The sequence below is a fragment of the Bacterioplanes sanyensis genome, from assembly GCF_014652515.1.
Lineage (GTDB): Bacteria > Pseudomonadota > Gammaproteobacteria > Pseudomonadales > Oceanobacteraceae > Bacterioplanes > Bacterioplanes sanyensis.
The window spans coordinates 110392-127804 of the sequence record NZ_BMYY01000001.1 but is presented as its reverse complement, the minus strand read 5'-3'; the positions used below and the strand labels follow the sequence as shown (position 1 = coordinate 127804).

Below are 17413 nucleotides of genomic sequence, written 5' to 3'. Positions count from 1 at the left end.
TCGCCATGCGACCCTGCCTGCATGATAGCGAAAACCTCATAGCCAGCAAACCGAAGAGTCGTCAGTGGCCCCCAAAAAAGAAAAACCCCCGCAGAGCGGGGGTTAAATACCGAGGTCAGTACTATTTGGTGACGACATCAAAGATGCGTTGTTTAACGTAGCGCCCTGGGGCGTCCTCGATGGCTTTTAACTCACCCGTGCCAGGCTGACGCGCCGGCACTTCATCCATATCGCCTTGCTTTAACACCCATTGTTGCCAATCCAACCACCAAGAGCCTTCGTGGTTCGTGGCGGCTTGGAACCACTCCTCAGGGTCGTCAGCAATTTTTTCATTGGTCCAATAACCATATTTATTGGCCTCAGGCGGGTTCACAATGCCAGCAATGTGACCTGAGCCACCTAATACAAAACGGTTTTTGCCGCCCATTAATTTTGCCCCCGTGTAGGTGGCTTGCCACAGAGCGATATGATCCTGCGCGGCTGAAATAAAGTAGGTGGGCACTTTAATTTGGCGCAAGTCCAACTTAACGCCATCCAGCTCAATGGCATCCTTCTCAATCAGCAAGTTGTGCAAATACATATTGCGCAAATAGAAGGAGTGCATCGCCGCAGGAAGATTGGTGCTGTCAGTATTCCAATACAACAAATCAAACGCCGCCGGCCGCTCGCCCTTCAAGTAGTTATTGATAAAGAATGACCAAAACAAATCATTTTCACGCAGGGTATTAAAGCTGAACGCCATTTGTCGGCCATCGTAATAGCCCAAAGCATTCATTTGCTTTTCAAGAGCAGAGATAGCGGTTTCATTAATGAAAACACCAATTTCACCCGGCTGAGAAAAGTCCGTCAGGGTAGCCATAAAGGTGGCAGCTTTAATGGGCTCTTGTTTTTTCTTTTTCAGGTAAGCCAGTGTGGCTGCCAACAAAGTACCGCCCAAGCAGTAGCCAATGGCATTCACTTCTTTCTCACCGGTGGCTTTTTCGATCGCGTCTATCGCCGCCAGTGGACCTTCTTGCATGTAGGCGGTGAAATCTTTATCACGCAATGAAGGACCAGGATTCACCCAAGAAATCATAAACACCGTATGGCCTTGGTCTACCAGCCATTTCACGAATGAGTTTTTATCCCGCATGTCGAGAATGTAGTACTTGTTGATAAATGGCGGAATGATCAACAAGGGGCGTTTAAAGGTTTTTTCGGTGCTGGGGGTGTACTGAATCAGCTGCATTAAATCATTCTGATACACCACCTTACCCGGTGTCGTCGCCAAATTGCGGCCTACTTTAAAAGCACTGGTGTCTGTCATGGCAACATTCAGTGCACCCTTGACACTGGCTTCCATGTCTTCCGACAACTGTTCTAAGCCCTTCACCAAGCTACCACCGCCGGTTTCCATGGCTTTGCGGATCACTTCGGGATTCAGTGCAGCAAAATTGGTGGGGGAAACGGCATTGACGTACTGGCGGGTAAAATACTCAACTTTCTGCCGTGCATGATCGCTCAAACCATCGGTGTCATGCACCATTTTCATAATGGCTTGCGACTGCAGCAAATACAGTTGCTTAAGAAAATCAAAGACTGGGTTGTCTTGCCATTGCTCGTCTTTAAAGCGACGGTCAGAACGTTCAGGCACCACCACGGGCTCGGCTTCTTTGCCCATAAAACGCAGTAAGGTGCTTTGAAACAGCTCTTGTTGCTTTTTCATCAGCTCCATTTGATCGGCCACAATTTTTTGTGGGTTCGACATCATGGCTTCACCCAGCTCACGAAAAGCATCGGTAAAATCATTCATTACTGATGCCGCGGGATCGTCAGCTGAGGTTTGTTGACTAATCACCTTTTCCATCACACTGCTGTATTGCTCAGTGGCTCGCAGCGCCATATCGTAAAAATCTTTAATCGCGGTATCTACCGCTTCCTTTTGCCCTACGCTCATACATCACCCTGAAAAGTTCACCCATAAAAAAGGCCACCCGAGGGTGACCTTTAGTGCAGTGAGACCCGGCAGTTGGGTTGACCGGGTGCATCACACGGCACCTGCCACCAACAATCAGGCGGCAGTTTTCTTAGCAGAGGACGCTTTGGTTGCAGCGGTAGTTGCGGTTGCGGATGCCGTTGTACGCGCTTCTTCCATGATGCCTTCAACCTGAGTTTTAAACTCCATTGCCATATCAGACATGGCTTTCGCATCTTCCATGATTTTTTTATTCAGAGCAGTCGCCGCTTCAGCCTGAGAGGCAGTGTAAGCGCGCAGGCTGTCAGTATCTTTAACATCAGCGGCTTTTTTCATCTGATCCAGACCCATTTCAGCGTAGGCTTTAATCGCGCCCAGTTGAAAGTCTGTCATCTTCTCCATGTTATCCACGAGCAGAGTATTGAACTTGCTCATAGGTGCGTACATGGTCTTAGCCTGCTCCGCAAAGGCGTTCAAAATATTCTCTTGCATGGTCTAGCTCCTTCAAAGGTTCTATTGCCGAAATCGGTCATCCGATGGTAGCCGAGTATATCTTACAGTTCGATGACGACCGCCACCGAAAGTAACGACAGCTTGACTAAAATCATGCTTTGTTACTAGCCCTTTAGAATGGACGGGAAGATCAGTAACATTGGCAGTTAAAAATGTCCTGAATTGTCGTATTTATTAGACGACTTTATTCATTTTTATCACCGCCTTTAGAACCAGACATCATACTGAACATCATCTTCTGCATCTGATTCATGGTATTCATTCCCTCTTGCATCATCGGCTGATACAAAGACATGGGGTCATAGCCGTCTTCGCCAGAATGCATACGTTTTAGCATCTGGTCAAACAGCTCGCGCTGAAATTCAGCTACGTCCGGCAAACCAAGTACTCGACGAAATTCCTCGGGTGTCATATCGAAAGTTATATTAATTTTCATAGTAATCCCTATAAAGAATATATGTGACGGCTCCTTCCTTTTTACACCCCTGCCTTTCCTTTTTACACCCGTGCCTTTTCTTTTTCCGGTATTTTTTGACTCTCTTGCCCCTAAAGGCGCTTCGGTAAGCCCAGCGCCACCAAGGCGGCTATAAACGCTAAACCCGCGGCCGCAGTAAATACCCACTCACCCCCTAGGCTTTGCCAATAAAGCCCACTCAGCCAGGCACCTATCGCTCCGCCCAAGCCAAACCCTAGGCTGGAATAAATCGCCTGCCCAGAGGCCAACAAGTTGCCGGGGAAATAATGCTGAAGGTAGCGCATCGACACCGCGTGCATGGCAGCAAAGCTAAATGCATGCGCCAACTGCACCATCACCAACCACCACCAGTTTTCTACCTGTAACGCCGTTAACCACCAGCGCAATGCCGTCAAAGCAAGCGCCAGCACAAACCAATTACGCCAGCTAAAGCGCAGCATAAAGCGATGAAACTGCCAGAAGAACACCACCTCAGCCAATACCCCCAAGGCCCACAGCAGGCCCACAGGCGTACGACCGTAGCCCGCCTGCTCTAAATAAATAGAAAAGAAGGTGTAGTAAGGGCCAAAACTCACCTGCAACAGCACCGTCATCAGCAGGAATAACCACACTGGCCGCTGACGCAACGTCTGCCAAACACTGCCCTGCCCATGAGCAGACGGCTGGCGCTCAGTCTGACGTGCCGGCAAACTCCAGGCATTGAGCCAGATCACCAACATAAACAGCCACATAAATAGGGGCAGCCAAGCCAGCGACACGCGTTCTAATACCGCTCCCATCACCACCACGGCAACGATGAAGCCGATGGAGCCCCACACCCGAATGCGACTGTAAACATCAAGGCGATCTTTCACCGCCTGCAGCGTCAACGCCTCGTATTGCGGCAGCATGGCTGCCCAGAAGAAGCCGTAAGCCAACATAACCGTCGCCATGGCAGCAAAGCTTTGCGCCCAGATAATGGCGCTGAAACTGACCAAGGTCAGCAACCCCGCTAGGCGAATCATCGGCAGCGGCGATGTCTGACGGCGGCCCACCATGGCCCATACATTCGGCGCCAAGATGCGCACCAGCCCAAACAAGGCCATCAGTGTGCCGATATCACTGGCATCGAAGCCACGGTGCTCTAGAAACAACCCCCAAAACGGCGCAATGCAGCCGAGCAAGGCAAAATAGAGGGCATAAAACAAAGACAGGCGTTTAAACGGCAGCCAGTCGGCTGCCGCATCATGGACTTGGGTGCTCACTCGTGGCCAGGTGCCTGAGCTGCAATGACGGGGGTAGTGACGTTAACATCGGCATTTTGGCCTCGATGGCGCAGCCAATGGTCGGCCAAGACGATGGCCATCATAGCCTCGGCAATGGGCGTTGCACGAATACCCACGCACGGGTCATGACGACCTTTGGTCACCACCTCAATTTCGTTGCCATTGGCATCAATGGAGCGGCCGGGGATCACCAGGCTGGAGGTCGGTTTTAAAGCAATGTGGGCAATAAGGTCCTGGCCCGTGCTAATGCCACCCAGCACACCGCCAGCGTGATTGCTTAAAAATCCCTCGGCCGTCATCTCATCGCGATGCTCGGTGCCTTTTTGCGCCACCACATCAAAGCCATCACCGATCTCGACGCCCTTCACCGCATTGATGCTCATCAGCGCGTGGGCCAAATCGGCATCCAAGCGATCAAAGATAGGCTCGCCCAGACCTGGGAACATGCCACTGGCGACCACGGAGATTTTGGCGCCCACCGAGTTACCCTCTTTGCGCAGCTCGGTCATGTAGGTTTCCATCGCCTCGACCTTGCTGGCATCGGGGCAAAAGAAGGGGTTGTTGTGCACTTCCTGCCAATCGAACTGCTCGATTTTAATCGGCCCGAGTTGCGACAAATAACCGCGCACTTCAATGCCCTTAGCGGCGAGAATTTTTTTAGCGATGGCACCCGCCGCTACCCGCATGGCCGTTTCGCGTGCCGACGAGCGGCCACCGCCGCGGTAATCGCGAAAGCCGTATTTGTGGTTATAAGCGTAATCGGCGTGGGCTGGGCGAAAGGTGTCAGCGATGTTGGAATAGTCTTTCGAGCGCTGATCGGTGTTTTCAATCAGCAAGCCGATCGGCGTGCCCGTGGTTTTGCCCTCAAACACGCCCGACAGTATCTTGACTTGATCCGGCTCGCGACGCTGGGTGGTGTAACGCGAAGTGCCGGGCTTGCGCCGGTCCAAGTCGGCCTGCAGATCGGCTTCGCTTAGCTCAATGCCAGGTGGGCAGCCATCAACAATGGCGCCCAGCGCCAAGCCGTGACTTTCGCCAAAGGTGGTCACGGTAAAGCTTTTACCAAAGGTATTTCCGGACATACGATAACCCGCTTATCAATAATTATTCGGTGGTTGCCAACGCATCTAACTGACGGGCATGTAACACAAACACACCATGGCCGCCGTGCTCAAAATCTTGCCAATCAAAGGCGACGTCTGGGTAGGCCTCGGCCAGTGCTGGCCAGCTATTGCCGACCTCCACCACCAGGACGCCGTCATCGTTCAAGTAGCGGCGTGCCTGAGCCAGCATGATGCGGACTAAGTCCAAACCGTCAGCGCCGGCGGCCAGTGCCATTTCTGGCTCGTGGTGATATTCCGCTGGCAAACAGGCCATATCATCGGCGTCGACGTAAGGTGGGTTCGACACAATGATGTCGTAGCGACCTTCGGCAGCGGCAAATAAATCCGACTGCAACACCACTACCCGGTCTTGCATGCGATGACGCTCTATATTGGCCTCGGCCACTTCCAGGGCATCAAACGATAAATCCAGCAGCTCTACCTGGGCTTGGTCGAACTCATAGGCGCAAGCCAAGCCAATGCAGCCGCTGCCACAGCACAAATCGAGTATGCGCTGCGGCTGGCGCTCGGTGGGCCAATGGGGCGCAAAGCGCTGCTTAATCAGTTCAGCAATGGGAGAGCGTGGTATTAACACCCGCTCATCGACCCAATAGGGGTGCTCGCAAAACCAGGCCTCGCCGGTTAAATACGGGGTAGGAATGCGTTCATTAATGCGTTTTTGCAACAGGCTGGCGACCTGGGTGCGCTCTTCTGTGGTCAAGCGAGAGGTGCGCCACTCAGACGGCATGTTCCACGGCAGGTGCAAGGCATGGCTGACCAGCACCAGGGCGTCATCCCACGGGGTGTTGGTGCCGTGGCCAAAATACACATCGCTGGCAGCCAACTGACTGGCTCCCCAACGAATGAAATCCTGCAGAGTGTGAAGTTCGGCAACGGCCGATTGAAGCTGTGTGTCGGTAATCATGCAAGGCGCCAGCGGCCGGTTAAAAGGGGGCTTAGTGTAATACTTTCGCCGCCTGGCTTCACCCCGGGCGCTTACCATAAAGGCTGGTGGTGCCCGCTTCGAGTGCATCCAGCGCATCGGCGGCCACCAGCTGGCCCAGGCGAATCATTTCATCCGCGCGATAAAACTCGTACATTTCACAGGCTTCGGCCGGCATAGACACCAGCAAATCGGGCGGGTAACCGGCCAGTTTGAATTGGCTCAGCGACGACTGCATGATCTCGAACATCTGGTTGATCACTTCCAGCTTGCTGAGGTTTTCATTGGCTTGCTCGCTGGATTTGCTATCCAACCATTGGCTGGCCTTGCTGATAACGCTGTCGAACCAGTCCTGTTTTTGCTCGGCGCTGGGCTGCTGACTGGCCTGAAACGCCGGCGGCACCGGCGTATTGGCATTGAGGTCGACGGCAATAATCAGCTCAGCATGAGCCGATACACACGGAATGATGGGCAGTGGATTCAACACACCGCCGTCTACCAACAAACTCGGCCGGCCGTTACCACTGTCGAAGGGTACGGGCATGATCAAACTGGGAATCGCCGCCGAGGCGCGAATGGCATGATTAAGATCGCCGCGCTGAAACCACACTTCTTTTTTACGCGTCAGGTCGGTGGCAACGGCGGTAAACGGCAGCGCCATGTCCTCAATTTGCTGCCCTTCTAGCATTTCGCCGAGTTGGCGAAACACCCGATCGCCGCGCACAGCACCGCTCGACAGCAGCGACAAATCGACCAAGCGCAGCACGTCCAAATAACTCAGGCCACAGACCCATTCACGCAGCTGCTCTAGCTTGCCGGCACAATAAAAGCCGCCAACAATGGCCCCCATCGACGAGCCAGACACAGCAACAATGTTGTAGCCACGCCGTTCCAGTTCATCGATCAAACCAATGTGGGCATAACCTCGGGCGCCACCGCTGCCCAGCGCCAGGGCGACTGTTTTTTTTGCCATCAGCGTCGCCCCGGCCAAAACACAAAGCGCAGCGCCGGCTGCAAACGCTCACCCGGCGGCAGGGTCAAAGCCCCTAATCCGGTCACGTTGATATCGTATTGGCCATCAAACACGGCCGCACGCAGTTGCTGCGCTAAGCGCTCAGAGCAGCGCATGTTTTCCGCCATATCCGTGGCATCGTAGCAATGCACCACCAGATGCAAACGCTGCTTAACTCCAGGAGCCAAGGCTTTTAGGGTATCCACCAACACCTGACTGGCATCTTCATCAAAGCGCTGATTGCTGACGGCAAATCCCGGCAGCCAGCCATGACTATCGGCTAACACCTGTTCAATGCGACTGCGTTCTAAATCATCTCCGGCGACGGCATCGCCGGTAACGATATGGTCGACGTTCACCATGACCTGTCGCGTTGCCCGACGCACAGCGTACACCACCCAAATGTCGTTCAGCTCTGCCGTGCGCGGCGACATCACCACCATCAGCGACTGGTCTTTTTCACGCCCAACCAAACGGCTGTTAGAAAAGACCTCGTTGGCCCAAAAATGACTGCTGCCACAATCCAGCCCTTGGCATTGATACAATACTTGCTTTCCATCCAGCTGCTGCTGATAAAACTGCACCACTTCCTGCAATTCGATGCCGCTCGGCATGGTCCACACCCGGCGCTGCAGTTGACCGGTTAAGCGCACCTCGCGCTCGCCGAACGTAGTCGCCTGCGAGCGTTTCAACTCCGACAACACCAGTCGGTAATGGGAGGCTTGGGTGCTCTGCTCATCGGTGAGGCGAGCGCCTGGGTAGGCAGGCAATGCCAAACTGGCGGCGGCACTCAACAGCCCCAGCCACATAACAAAAATATGCAGTAACGACGGACAGCGGCGGTTTTTCATAGGCAGAAGAAAATCCTTGACGACAGTCAGCGCAGATTAGCACGAGCTGTCACGTCAGACAGCAGGGTTTCTGTGCGGTTCAGTCAACGCAAGCGGCCACGGGCAAAGCGTCTCAGCCCCGCCTGATGGACCAGGCTGGTATGAGTATGGGCATGGCAAATGGCGATGGCCAGGGCATCGGCGGCGTCGGCCTGCGGCGTGCCCGGCAGCTTTAGCAGTTGGCGCACCATGATTTGCACCTGCTCTTTGCTGGCGCTGCCCTTGCCCACCACCGATTGCTTAATGGTACGAGGCGCGTACTCCGCCACTTCCAGTTGCTGGCGCACTGCAGCCACAATGGCCACCCCGCGCGCCTGACCGAGCTTAAGGGCCGAATCAGCATTGCGCCCCATAAAGGCCTGCTCAATGGCAAACTGCTGTGGACAGTAGCGTTCGACCAGTTCCGTGATGCTGCTGAACAGTTTATCCAAGCGCTCAGGCATAGGGCCATCGCCCAAGCGAATGCAGCCACTGGTAACATATTCCAACTGTTGCCCCACTGCATTGACCACACCAAACCCGGTAATGCGTGAGCCCGGGTCAATGCCCAATATCAGCACCGTTATTGCCCCATGCGCTTATCGATACTGTCGCTGGGCGTCAACTGCCACTGGCGTCCGTTATCGGCGTTGGTAACGGTCACTTGCTGCCAGCCACTGGGCAGCATGACCTGCAAACACGGCGAGGTCATCACTTGCGCCTGCATCATGCCCGGCTGAGGGCGGCGTTCACGGTAGGTCAGCGCTAAGCTATCGCCCTGCCCCTCTTGTGCGACGACATCAATGCCATAGCCGGCCGTCGGACGCTCACCCAGGGCAATGGTTAATGCCCGCTGCTTAACCGTGACACCGACCGGATCGGCGCAATGGTTGGTCTGACTCATGGGCAGACGCAGCGACTGTGCCGGTACCGTCGTGCAAGCACTGAGCAAAGCAATGACAAAAAAAACAGCAAGGCGTGACATGACAGAGCCTCCGTGGCGTGGTCTGTGGCGAGAATAGGCCCGCAGTATACAGAAAAGCCCGACGACGCTGCAGCATCGCCGGGCTGAGTGGGCCGTGACCGCCTGTTACTGGTGTTTAAATACCAGCTGCTCGTTTTCTACCTGCGCAACGATATGGCTGCCCGGAGGAAACTCGCCAGCCAGAATGGACTGCGCCAACGGGTTTTCAATGCGCCGCTGAATGGCACGCTTCAATGGCCGAGCGCCGTACACTGGGTCGTAGCCCACCTCAACCAACTGATCGAGGGCGGCCTCGTTCAACTCCAACGTCAGTTCGCGCTCCGCCAAGCGGCCTCGCAACAAATCCAGCTGAATGTCGGCAATGCCGCGAATCTGCTCTTTTTGCAGCGGGTGGAACACCACCGCTTCATCAATGCGGTTGATAAACTCCGGCCGAAAATGGCCACCGACAATCTCCATCACCGCATCGCGCATGGCTTCATAGGGTTGGTCCGCAAACATGGTTTGAATGACGTCCGACCCCAAGTTGGAAGTCATCACCAGCACGGTGTTTTTAAAGTCAACGCGCCGGCCCTGACCGTCCGTTAGCTGACCGTCGTCTAACACCTGCAGCAGAATGTTAAAAACATCCGGATGCGCTTTTTCGACTTCATCAAGCAAAATCACCGAATAGGGCTTGCGACGCACCGCTTCGGTGAGATAGCCACCCTCTTCGTAGCCCACATAACCAGGAGGCGCACCAATCAAACGCGCCACTGAGTGCTTCTCCATGTACTCCGACATATCAATGCGCACCATGGCGTCTTTGCTGTCGAACAGGAAAGTCGCCAGTGCTTTGCACAGCTCAGTTTTACCAACCCCGGTCGGCCCTAAGAACAAGAACGAGCCGTTAGGCCGGTTGGGGTCACTCAACCCCGCGCGTGAGCGCCTTACGGCATTGGACACCGCACTGATCGCTTGGGCTTGACCGACCACCGCTTGTTGCAACATATCTTCCATTTGCAGCAGTTTCTCGCGCTCGCCTTCCAGCATTTTGCTCACCGGCACGCCCGTCCATTTAGACACCACTTCGGCAATTTCATCCTCAGTGACCTTGTTGCGCAGCAGAGAAAACTCCTGGGTACCGCTGCTTTCGGCTTCATTGGCAGAGGCCAGTTGTTTTTCCAGCTCCGGAATGCGGCCGTATTGCAGCTCCGACATTTTTTGCAAATCGCCGGCGCGACGGGCCGTTTCCAGCTCTTGCTTGGCTTCTTCTAACTGCTCTTTGGCTTGCGAGGCACCTTCCAACAAGGCTTTTTCTTTTTTCCACACCTCTTCCAAATCGACGTAGGCAGTGCCAGCTTTGTTGATCTCTTCATTTAAGTCGTTGAGACGCTTTTTGGCGGCGTCGTCTTTTTCTTTGCGCAGTGCTTCGCGCTCGATTTTCAGCTGAATCAAACGCCGTTCTAACTTGTCCATTTCCTGCGGTTTGGAATCGATTTCCATGCGAATCACCGACGCCGCTTCGTCTACCAGGTCGATGGCTTTGTCCGGTAAACGGCGATCCGTGATGTAGCGCTGCGATAACTTAGACGCAGCAATGATGGCGCTGTCGGTAATTTGCACCCCGTGGTGCACTTCGTAGCGCTCTTTTAGCCCGCGCAAAATAGCGATGGTGTCTTCAACGCTGGGCTCATCCACCAGCACTTTTTGAAAACGACGCTCCAGGGCGGCGTCTTTTTCCACAAACTCGCGATATTCATCCAAGGTGGTGGCGCCCACGCAATGCAGCTCACCGCGAGCCAAGGCAGGCTTCAGCATATTGCCGGCATCCATGGCGCCATCCGACTTGCCAGCGCCGACCATGGTGTGCATCTCGTCGATAAAGAGCACAATGCGGCCTTCTTCTTTGGCCACGTCTTTTAATACCGCTTTCAGGCGCTCCTCAAACTCCCCTCGGTATTTGGCACCGGCCACCAAAGCGCCCATGTCCAACGCCAGAATACGTTTATTTTTCAGGTTTTCTGGCACTTCGCCGTCGATGATGCGCTGGGCCAAGCCTTCGACCACAGCGGTTTTGCCCACGCCCGGTGGGCCAATCAATACCGGGTTATTTTTGGTACGGCGCTGCAACACCTGCACCGTGCGACGAATTTCATCATCACGACCAATCACCGGGTCAAGCTTGCCGGCTTCGGCGCGCTCGGTCAGGTCGATGCAGTATTTATCCAGCGCCTGGCGATTGTCTTCAGCATTGGCGTCGCTGACGCTTTCGCCGCCACGCATGTCTTTGATTGCAGCAATGACTTTGTCTTCGTCTAAGCCCGCTTCTTTTAAGGCTTTGCCAGCGGCACCGCGGTCTTGCAGAGCGACCTGCAGTAACACCTCACTGGAAACGTACTGATCACCCAGTTGCTGTGAAGCCTTATCAGCCAAGTTCAAAATGCGGCCCAGCTCAGGTGCCAATTGCACGTTGCCGTCCGGCGAGCTGACCGTGGGCAAATCGCTGAGTGCCTGGCGCAAGGTGCGCTCTAACGCCGGCACTTGCACGCCCGCACGGCGCAGCACATCTTTTACCGAGCTGCTGGGCTGCTCCAACAGGCACAGCAGTAGGTGCACGGTGTCTATTTGGTTGTGGTCATGCCCCAGCGCCAAGCTCTGACTCTCGGCCAGAGCGTTTTGCAAGCTGGTGGTCAGTCGATCCATTCGCATGGCGGTGTCTCCTGTTATTCATCTCTTAGGGTGAGATATGTGGTTACATGAGAAAAATTCAACAAAATAAAAATTTAAATTCTGAAAACTAATAGTATTCATCGAGTTGGCTGGGCGCGCCTTCGTTGGCGTACAATCCACAGCCACTCCATTTGCACGGTTCGATGCCAATCAAATGGGGGCTGACGCCAAGATTCGCAAGCACAACCCACGGTCATTTAGTCACACACTGCGCCCTAGGAACCGAAACGTGAACCACTCTCTGCGCCTCGGCGCTGCTTATTTGCTCGCCGGTGAAGCCTTACTCGCCATCATGGCGGCGCTGATCAAGCACTTATCGAGTGACCTGAGCACAGAACAACTGCTGTGGTTTCGCAATGTCGCCGGGCTTTTCGTGCTGTTGCCGCTGGTGGTGCATCACGGCCGCGACCTGCTGCGCACTCAAGTATGGCATTGGCATTTGCTACGCGGGGTGGTGGGCGTCAGCGCTATGTATTGCTACTTCTGGGCACTGGCCCATATGCCGCTGACGGAAGCCTTTCTGGTGAAATTATCCAGCCCCTTGTTTATGCCACTGCTGGCCTGGTTATGGCTGCGCGAGCCTGCCGGACGCCGCAGCTTGGTGGCGCTGTTGGTAGGGTTTGCAGGCGTAGTGACGATTCTTCGCCCAGGCAGTGATGCCGAGTTCACTGCCGTGGCCCTGATCGGTTTATTGGGCGCCGTATTGGCAGCGCTGGCTAAAGTGAGCATTCGCCGCATGTCGGCCACCGAACCCAGCGCTCGCATTGTGTTTTACTTCGGTGTGATAGCCTCGCTGATCTCAACGCCCGGTGCAGTACTGAACTGGCAACCCGTGAGCCCACAGCAATGGTGGTTGATTCTATTGCTGGGGCTGATCGCCACCTTGGGCCAGCTGGCATTGACCAAGGCCTACCGCCTGGCACCGACGGGCAAGGTTGGCGTCTACGCCTACAGCGCGGTTATTTATGGAGCACTGATGGGCTGGCTGATTTGGCAAGAAGTACCGTTATGGACCACCTGGGCAGGTGCCGTGCTGATCATCAGCGCTGGCATCATCAACCTGCACCAGCAGCCAGCCGTGGCGGCTACGCAGCAAACCCGTAGCAAACCCGTAGCAAAAGCGTTGCAAAAACGTGATTCGCGATGAGAAGGTTTTCACAGCTTCAGGCAAAAATACGATAAAGCATTGCGACTAAAGTCTAACAGCGTCGAATATCGGGTTATTATTTCCTAAAAATTAAATATACTGATATTCGATTTGCATTATTTAGGTTTTAGTCATCAATGTCCCGCATAGATTCGTTGCAAACATTTGTCGCCGTTGTTCGCTCGCGCAACTTCACCAATGCCGCTGACGCTCTGGGTGTTACCCCATCGGCGGTGAGCAAGCAAATCAGTGGCTTGGAAGAGCGCCTCGGCGTGCGCCTGCTTAACCGCACCACACGCTCGGTGAGCCCGACCGAAGCGGGGCAACTGTTCTACCAACATTGCGAGAGCATCCTCGAATCGATTACTGAAGCCGAAAAGTTGGTCACCGACTTTGATGTTACACCGCGTGGGCGCTTGCGCATCACTGCTATGTCTAACTTCGGCCGCCGTGAGCTGGCGCGCATTTTTAGCGACTTCTCTGAGCAGTACCCAGACATCAGCTTTGAGCTGCATATCTCGGATCGGCCGGTAGACATTGTCAAAGAAGGCTATGACTTCGCCCTGCGCATTGGCAGTTTGGAAGACTCCCGCCTGATCGCCAAACCGGTGGCTGAGCAAAAAATTGCCGTGTGTGCGTCGCCGGCTTACTTAGAGCAATGGGGCCGCCCGGCCACCTTAGAAGACCTGCAACAACACCGTATCTTGGTGGTAGCCAACGCGGAATATGCCCGCATTAACTGGCTGCGCCAGTTTGAAAAAGACCATGGTTTCACCCTGTCGACCATTGAGCGCAAGCTAACGGTGAACGACATCGACCTGGTGTACGAGGCTTGCTTAGCGGGCATGGGCATTACCGCATTGCCCACCTACATCGCTGAAAAGCACCTGCAAAATGGTGAACTGGTGGAGTTGTTTGGCGAGGTCGACATTCCAGTGCGCACCATCAAGGTGGTGTTCCCGCAAAATCGCTATTTGGCCAATAAGAGCCGTGCATTTCTCGATTTCATCACCGCCTACTTCGACGCTCAGCAGGCGGGCTGAGTTTTCAATCGTCTGCGTCGCCGCTGTGATGCGGCGCGCAGCGCTCAAGAAAAACCCTGGGGATGCGCGCGATCTTGCGCTCGTCGTAATCAAAAAAGACAATGCCGATTTTGGCCAACGCCACCACGCGTTCATCCGCTTGGTTTTCGACGCGATAGATAAAATCGCAGCCGTACTTGTTGAAATCCGTCAACCCCAAATGGAACGTGAGCACCTCACCAACAAACGACTCGGCCTTAAACGACACCACCAAATCGGTAACGATCAAGCCAAGGCCGGCGATATTGAACTCACCAAAGTCATGCTCGCGTAAAAAGCGCAGCCGCGCCTCGTGCAGCAAAGACACCATGCGATCGTTGCCCACGTGGTTGCCGTAGTTAATGTCAGATACCCGCACGTCCAGTTGAGTGCTATAGATAAAAGCGTCGGGCAGTTCAAGATTGACTCGGGCCAAAACAGTCTCCTGCAAATGATAAGAGGTACTTTCCGCGACCGACTGGTAACTACCGAAGTGAACGATCAAGCCGGAATTCTTGCACGGTTATGCGGTCGTAACCGAGTTGGCGTGGAAAATAGCGACGCAACTAGGCGACAGCGCCTAGGATGACAGGCATTGGTAGATCCCGTAGCATCGTGGGTAGGCATGATAACGATGCTCTGCGGTCAGCACAAACAGCACCCACAATAAGGAACATGGCGACCATTATGCATTTTTTACTGAAATCTTTATCCACCAGTCTACTGCTCAGCATCGCCCTGTGCAGCCAGGCACTGATTCCCGATGTCGCCCCCGGCACTGCCTTTGAACCGGTGAATCCAACCCGCCAGCACGCGCGGGTAACGCAACAAATCATGACCCATTTACTGCGCGGTCACTACGATGACCAGCGCCTGGATGACCGTTTATCGGAACGCGTGATGGACATCCTGCTTGATCAAATGGATCCGTCCCGCAGCTACTTAATTGCCTCCGATGTCGCCAGTTTTCGCCGCTATCGCCATCAGCTCGACGATGCCCTGAGCCGCAGCGATTTGCGCCCGGCCTTCTTTATGTACAATCGCTTGCAGCAGCGCGTATCTGAGCGCCTGTCTTTTTTATTGCGTGAGCTGAAAGACAACGGCGACAAGTACCGTTTTGACGGCGATGAAACCCTAGAGCGCGACCGTGAAGACGCCCCTTGGGCGACCAGCAAAGCAGAGCTGGATGCCCTGTGGCGCAAGCGCCTGCAAAACTCCATGTTGAACTTAAAGCTGGCAGGCAAAGAGCAAGAAGAAATCATCGAACTGCTGCAAAAGCGCTATCAAAACCAGCTCAATCGCATTCATCAAAATACCGCCGAAGACGGCTACCAGCTGTTTATGAATGCCGTGGCCCATGCCTTTGATCCGCACACGCAGTACTTTTCACCGCGCAACACTGAAAACTTCAACATCAACATGTCGCTGTCGCTGCAAGGCATCGGCGCCGTGCTGCAAAGTGAAGACGAATACACCAAGGTAGTGAAACTGGTGCCCGCAGGCCCAGCTGACAAAGCCGGCACATTGAAACCAACGGATAAAATCATTGGTGTTGGTCAAGATGAAGACGGCAGCATCGTTGATGTTATCGGTTGGCGCTTAGATGAGGTCGTCGACCTGATCCGCGGCCCCAAAGGGACCGTGGTGCGACTGCAGGTCCTACCCAGTGATGGCACCCAAGCTCCCAAAGAAATCGCTATCGTGCGCGATGAGGTCAAATTAGAAGAGCAATCGGCACAGAAAGACATCATTGAGATCCCTGGCCAAGACGGTAACGTCACACGCTTAGGGGTGATTGATATCCCGACCTTTTACATCGACTTTAAAGGCCGCATGGAAAACAAGCCGGATTACCGCAGTACCACGCGCGATGTTCGACGCTTATTGGGTGAGCTGGTAGAAGAAGGCATCGATGGCTTGGTGATTGATTTACGCAACAACGGCGGCGGCTCACTCGAAGAAGCCGTCACCCTAACGGGCCTCTTTATCGAAGAAGGTCCAGTGGTCCAAGTACGCAGTAGCCGTGGCCGCATTGAGGTGCTACCCGACAGCGACCCAGAAGTGTTCTACAACGGGCCAATGACGGTGTTGGTAAATCGTCTCAGTGCTTCGGCTTCAGAAATCTTTGCCGGTGCCATTCAAGACTATGGCCGCGGCCTAGTGGTGGGTGGACAGACCTTTGGCAAGGGCACCGTGCAATCTCTGCGTTCGCTCGGTCACGGCCAGCTGAAAATCACCCAGGCTAAGTTTTATCGGGTATCTGGCGATAGCACCCAACACCAAGGGGTGATCCCAGATATTTTGTTCCCATCTTTGTTCGACAAAGACAAAATTGGCGAAAGTGCGTTGGAGGAGGCCCTGCCATGGGACGCCATTCGCCCAGCCGATCATCAGCGCTTTGGCAGCCTGAAAGAGGCTTTGCCGGCACTGCGTCAATCACATCAACAACGCATTGAAGACAACCCAGACTTTCGCTATCTACGCCAACAAAAAGCCCTGCGCGAAGAGCTGGCTAACCAAACCGAGCTGACGCTCAATGAGAAACGTCGCCGACAAGAGCAAGATGACATAGAACAGCGTCAGCTAGCGTTAGAAAACGAGCGCCGCAAAGCCAAAGGCATGAAGCTGCTGGCAAGCCTAGACGAGCTCGAAGAAGAAGCCGATGACAGCACCTCTAGTGTCGAGGGCAGTGGCGCACCACCAGAAGCCAAAGCAGACACAGACAAAGCCAGCGATAGCAAAGAAGCACAACAAGAAAATGCCGTGGAGGACGCACTGCTGACCGAGGCAGGCCGTATTCTAGCCGACTACATTCGCCTAAATCAGAGCAAGCAAGCGGCATTTACCGCCCATCGCGAGCAGCAGCCATAAGGCTGCTGCATCAGCAGGTTAAGCCTTTGAAAAACATCACAAAAAAGTGTTGACAGGGAAAAGTAGCAAACGCATAATACGCGCCACTTGAGAGGCACAGCCCTTGAGAGTAATTTGGCTATGTAGCTCAGTTGGTTAGAGCACAGCATTCATAATGCTGGGGTCACTGGTTCAAGTCCAGTCATAGCTACCAAATTCTAAAAACCGGTAAGTATTAACTTGCCGGTTTTTTTTGCCTTATCAGCACGCCCTTTCGCCAGCGCCAGCATAACAGTGGCTACGGGCGAACATCCGCACTTGTGCTCCAAGACTTTCATCTCAGCTGCCGCCCGCCATAGCCTCAACAGTATCATTTTGCTGCCGTTTTGGGGTGAGAGATAACAGCACCCTCGAATTGACCGTCACAGATACTAGCAGTAGCTTGATAGACGACTGACAGTTCCTTGCAATCATGCCATCACAGGCCTGATGCAGAGCAAGTATGGTCAAAGCAAAGCAAGGTT

Annotated in this window: 15 protein-coding genes and 1 tRNA gene; 4 read left to right on the top strand and 12 right to left on the bottom strand. The window is 54.2% G+C overall.

The annotated features are described in order from the left end of the window. Positions 1 to 121: 121 nt before the first annotated feature. The 11 genes from IE090_RS00610 to clpB form a co-directional block, all read right to left on the bottom strand. Positions 122 to 1936, bottom strand: coding sequence for a PHA/PHB synthase family protein (locus IE090_RS00610; RefSeq protein WP_189386407.1), 1815 nt, complete (start codon positions 1934 to 1936; stop codon positions 122 to 124). 114 nt (positions 1937 to 2050) lie between these two features. Next, positions 2051 to 2446, bottom strand: a complete 396-nt coding sequence (locus IE090_RS00605) for a phasin family protein (RefSeq protein WP_189386406.1) — start codon at positions 2444 to 2446, stop codon at positions 2051 to 2053. A gap of 205 nt (positions 2447 to 2651) precedes the next feature. Further along, on the bottom strand, positions 2652 to 2903 hold the full coding sequence (locus IE090_RS00600; RefSeq protein ID WP_189386405.1) for a DUF6489 family protein: 252 nt from the start codon (positions 2901 to 2903) through the stop codon (positions 2652 to 2654). 110 nt (positions 2904 to 3013) lie between these two features. Beyond that, positions 3014 to 4186 carry an MFS transporter gene (locus IE090_RS00595; protein ID WP_189386404.1) on the bottom strand — a complete coding sequence of 391 codons (1173 nt, stop codon included), beginning with the start codon at positions 4184 to 4186 and terminating at the stop codon, positions 3014 to 3016. Next, a complete protein-coding gene (aroC, locus tag IE090_RS00590; RefSeq protein ID WP_189386403.1) occupies positions 4183 to 5289 on the bottom strand; it encodes a chorismate synthase in 1107 nt (368 codons plus the stop codon). The genes IE090_RS00595 and aroC overlap by 4 nt, the downstream gene beginning before the upstream one ends. Positions 5290 to 5311: 22 nt before the next feature. Next, entirely contained in the window at positions 5312 to 6235 is a 924-nt protein-coding gene (gene prmB, locus IE090_RS00585) for a 50S ribosomal protein L3 N(5)-glutamine methyltransferase (RefSeq protein ID WP_189386402.1), read from the bottom strand. Between the two features lie 58 nt (positions 6236 to 6293). Continuing rightward, positions 6294 to 7226 (bottom strand): patatin-like phospholipase family protein, encoded by a 933-nt coding sequence (locus IE090_RS00580; protein ID WP_189386401.1) that lies wholly within the window; start codon positions 7224 to 7226, stop codon positions 6294 to 6296. Continuing rightward, positions 7226 to 8116 carry a DUF4892 domain-containing protein gene (locus tag IE090_RS00575; RefSeq protein WP_189386400.1) on the bottom strand — a complete coding sequence of 297 codons (891 nt, stop codon included), beginning with the start codon at positions 8114 to 8116 and terminating at the stop codon, positions 7226 to 7228. Before IE090_RS00575 ends, IE090_RS00580 begins: the two co-directional genes overlap by 1 nt. Before the next feature lie 83 nt (positions 8117 to 8199). Then, on the bottom strand, positions 8200 to 8715 hold the full coding sequence (ruvC, locus tag IE090_RS00570; RefSeq protein ID WP_189386399.1) for a crossover junction endodeoxyribonuclease RuvC: 516 nt from the start codon (positions 8713 to 8715) through the stop codon (positions 8200 to 8202). A gap of 2 nt (positions 8716 to 8717) precedes the next feature. Next, entirely contained in the window at positions 8718 to 9119 is a 402-nt protein-coding gene (locus IE090_RS00565) for a protease complex subunit PrcB family protein (protein ID WP_189386398.1), read from the bottom strand. A 105-nt stretch (positions 9120 to 9224) separates the two neighbouring features. Further along, the gene (gene clpB / locus IE090_RS00560; protein ID WP_189386397.1) at positions 9225 to 11810 is read right to left on the bottom strand and encodes an ATP-dependent chaperone ClpB; all 2586 of its coding nucleotides are present in this window, start codon (positions 11808 to 11810) and stop codon (positions 9225 to 9227) included. Positions 11811 to 12060: 250 nt separating this feature from the next. Between clpB and IE090_RS00555 the strand changes: the two genes are divergently transcribed. Next, complete coding sequence (locus IE090_RS00555) at positions 12061 to 12978, top strand: DMT family transporter (RefSeq protein ID WP_229815296.1); 918 nt, start codon at positions 12061 to 12063, stop codon at positions 12976 to 12978. Between the two features lie 137 nt (positions 12979 to 13115). Then, positions 13116 to 14021 (top strand): LysR family transcriptional regulator, encoded by a 906-nt coding sequence (locus tag IE090_RS00550; protein WP_189386395.1) that lies wholly within the window; start codon positions 13116 to 13118, stop codon positions 14019 to 14021. 4 nt (positions 14022 to 14025) lie between these two features. Here IE090_RS00550 and IE090_RS00545 read toward each other — a convergent pair whose 3' ends face one another. Next, on the bottom strand, positions 14026 to 14475 hold the full coding sequence (locus tag IE090_RS00545) for an acyl-CoA thioesterase (RefSeq protein WP_189386394.1): 450 nt from the start codon (positions 14473 to 14475) through the stop codon (positions 14026 to 14028). A 239-nt stretch (positions 14476 to 14714) separates the two neighbouring features. Between IE090_RS00545 and IE090_RS00540 the strand changes: the two genes are divergently transcribed. Both IE090_RS00540 and IE090_RS00535 read left to right on the top strand, forming a co-directional pair. Next, complete coding sequence (locus tag IE090_RS00540; RefSeq protein ID WP_189386393.1) at positions 14715 to 16910, top strand: carboxy terminal-processing peptidase; 2196 nt, start codon at positions 14715 to 14717, stop codon at positions 16908 to 16910. 116 nt (positions 16911 to 17026) lie between these two features. Further along, positions 17027 to 17103, top strand: a tRNA-Met gene (locus IE090_RS00535). Positions 17104 to 17413: the final 310 nt, after the last annotated feature.